At 49.2% G+C, this 3,062-nt stretch carries 3 protein-coding genes; all 3 read left to right on the top strand.

Annotated elements, in window-relative coordinates; all coding sequences use genetic code 11:
- The first annotated feature begins 128 nt into the window (after window positions 1–128).
- On the top strand, window positions 129–1,166 hold the full coding sequence (locus H6F50_RS00495; RefSeq protein WP_190425113.1) for a hypothetical protein: 1,038 nt from the start codon (window positions 129–131) through the stop codon (window positions 1,164–1,166).
- 171 nt (window positions 1,167–1,337) lie between these two features.
- Complete coding sequence (locus tag H6F50_RS00490) at window positions 1,338–2,573, top strand: serine hydrolase domain-containing protein (RefSeq protein WP_190425110.1); 1,236 nt, start codon at window positions 1,338–1,340, stop codon at window positions 2,571–2,573.
- Window positions 2,574–2,721: 148 nt separating this feature from the next.
- Window positions 2,722–3,062 (top strand): GNAT family N-acetyltransferase (locus H6F50_RS00485; RefSeq protein ID WP_190425107.1); only part of this gene is annotated, 341 nt, incomplete at its 3' end.

Here is a 3,062-nt window from a genome sequence, read left to right as displayed (position 1 = left end):
GTTCGACAATGAATATGATTTAGCCCTGGCTGTAATGGACGGCATGGAATCACGGAGTGAACAAGGGGGATATACGTTAGAGCGTTTTAGGTTTAAATCATCCTAGCTACTTATGGCAAGACAACAACTTGCTGACCGACACCCTGCGCCAGAGCGATCGCTCGGTGCTGATGGAGATGGTGGCGACTCACGAGGGGGAAGCTTCTGCCCAGCTTTTAGCACATTGGTTGGCGCGACAGCCTCAAGGAGTGTTGGTGTTTCGCCAGTCGGAAGGGGGAACTCCTCTAGGCTTTATGATGATGCTGGCTTTGGATGAAGCTAGTTTAGAAGATTTACAAGTTGACCCCGCTACTCAGGCGGTGTGGAATTATATCCAGAAGCAGGGAGCATTACAACTTGGTGAGAAGGCTACGTTCTGCCGCTTTTGGATGGCTGCTGATACTTATCAAGCTGTTTCCCAAATTCAAAGCCTCATCTTTATCAAAATTTTTCGGCACTGCGTCACGACTCCCGGCTTAGCTTTTATTTTTACTGCGATCGCTCGACCGGATTTCTGGGAATTGTTTTGTACGGCAGCCAATATGCCGTTGCTGCCAGAAACATCTTTTGAAGTGGGTGGACGGCGTTATGGTGTATCCGCACACAATTATCGAGTTTCTCCCGTATTCAATGATTTGTTGGAACTGCCAGCTTGGGCGATCGCGATCGCTCCACCAGGAGAAGGGGAGATTAGGCAAGGGAAGGGAATACCAATCCCCCATTCCTCATTACCACTTCCCAATTCCCCTTTAAGCCAATCTGAATTTGCCTCTGCGGTGCATCAAGCTTTGCGGGATTTCGTGCGACCGGAGGCACTATTACATAATCCTTTAGCGCGATCGCATCTGGTTATCGAACGTGCAGGCACCAATACTCGTGCAGCCGAACGAATTGCCGCCTTACAAGCGCTGTTGCAAGAAGCGGTTGAATCGTTACAGCGATCGCCCCGCGAAGCCAAATTTTATCGCGCTTTGGCTCGCGCCTACCTGCACCCCGCTCCATCCCAGGAACGAGCCGCAGAAATATTAGATATATCAATCGGCACCTTTCGCCGTCATTTGAAGGCAGGAATTGTGCGAGTCACAGAGATTATGTGGCATCAAGAAATCGACCGACTGGAAAACTAATATCAAGCGTGTCGCTTTTTGAAGACAAGCCAATGGCTAATGCAAGAGTGACTATTAGCCGTTAGAAATTGATCGCTTTTCGATCGAGTTTCGATCTGGAATTGTATAGCTTTCTTTCGCCAAACTAAAACTAACCCAAGCAAAAATTGTACTTGACAAGGAATGGCGAATATGTACTTTTCTCAAATAGCTGCATCAGTCGCTGTTGCCGCAACCGTGGTTCTTGGTATCTCAGGCAGCACCGCGATTGCTAGTAAAGCAGTGTCAAGCACGACAGCACCAAAGGCAGGCAGCTCAAATCTTATTTCATTGCTAACGGCTCAAAAACACAGCAACTCACCGACAAACACTGTATCTGACAAACTCGCTCGCCAACTCCAAGTAACACTGGACAAAACCCGCTTGGCAGCGGGAGTTCCAGGTAAAGGAGGAGTAGCTGGTGCAACTTTAGCGATCGCCAGCCGCGACGACGGACAATGGTTTGGGTCTAGTGGTGTAGCTGACCTGGCAACGGGAACCTCTGTGGCTCCACAGGATCAATTCCGCATCGGGAGCGCCACGAAGACATTTACGGCAACCGTTGTGCTGCAACTGGTGGATGAAGGAAAGCTCAAATTAGACGATACTTTAGACAAATGGCTTCCTTCAATTGCCAAAAATATTCCGAACAGTAACAAAATTACAATTCGCCAACTCTTGAACGGCACCAGCGGCATCTACGATTACTTAGCCGACGACAGCGCGATTTGGCAGGATATCCTTCAGAATCCATACAGAGACTGGAAGCCAGAGGAGCTTGTTTCCTACATTTACGGACGACAACCAACGATTGGGAAGTGGGTCTATCCCAACACTAGTTTTATCTTGCTAGGGATGATCGTTGAAAAGGCGACAAATTCCAGCCTAGCTAGCCAAATAGAAAATCGAATTATTAAACCCTTAGGGCTGAAAAATACCTTTTTTACTGCTAGAACCGATAGCGTTCCGGGGGGAATCGTTCATGCATATTGGGATATCTACCCTCAGGATGGAATTGATGAGGATCTTACATCTGTAAATATGTCAGTAGCATGGGCTGCTGGCACAATGGTTTCTAACACGCAAGACCTGATTCGCTTTGGCGATAAACTTTTCCGGGGTAAATTGTTGAAGCCTCGCACCCTCAAGGAAATGCTTACCTTTATCGACTTGGGAAACGGTTTCGGATATGGGTTGGGGATTTGGTCTAACGACACCCCTTGGGGAAAAGCATGGCGAATCAGCGGGAGTGGCATCGGGACTGCTGCTGCGCTGTGGTACTTACCTAATCGAGGGCTTACGATAGTGTCTTTGTCAAACCAAGAAGTTGGACAGTACTTTACCTCTATCCGCAATGCCACTTTAGAGTTAGTGCTGGGGAAACCGTAAGCAAGGCGATCGCACTTTCGTACCTTAAAGCCAGCATCCTAGCAGGATTGATGATACTCAGTGCTGGGTTCTTAGCTTCGCGCCAGCACCGAATCAGTGCAACCAAAAAAACTTCGTAGAGTTCAAATCAGAGAGGCAAACATAAAATATGGCGATCGCGATTCGGAACGCCCTGTCACACGATTTCACCCAAATCGAGCAAATCTCAGTTGCAGCTTACCAGGAGTACGCACGCGCCCTAGCGCCCGGTGACTGGGAGGTGATGCAGGGGAATTTGTCCCAAGTCGCAAAGAGAGCCGAGGTAGCTCAGTTAATCGTGGCACAGGAGGATTGTCACCTCGTCGGGACAGTGGCGTACTTTGCTCCTGGTAAGTCTGACGGCAGGCTGTTTCCGCCCCAGTGGGCATCCATTCGCTTGCTGGCAGTATCCCCTTCCCATCGCGGAAAGGGAGCCGGACGACTGCTCACCCAGGAGTGTATTCAGCGTGC

It is taken from the genome of Coleofasciculus sp. FACHB-712 (assembly GCF_014695635.1).
In the GTDB taxonomy this organism is placed as follows: domain Bacteria; phylum Cyanobacteriota; class Cyanobacteriia; order Cyanobacteriales; family FACHB-T130; genus FACHB-T130.
This window is presented reverse-complemented; position numbering and strand designations above follow the sequence as displayed.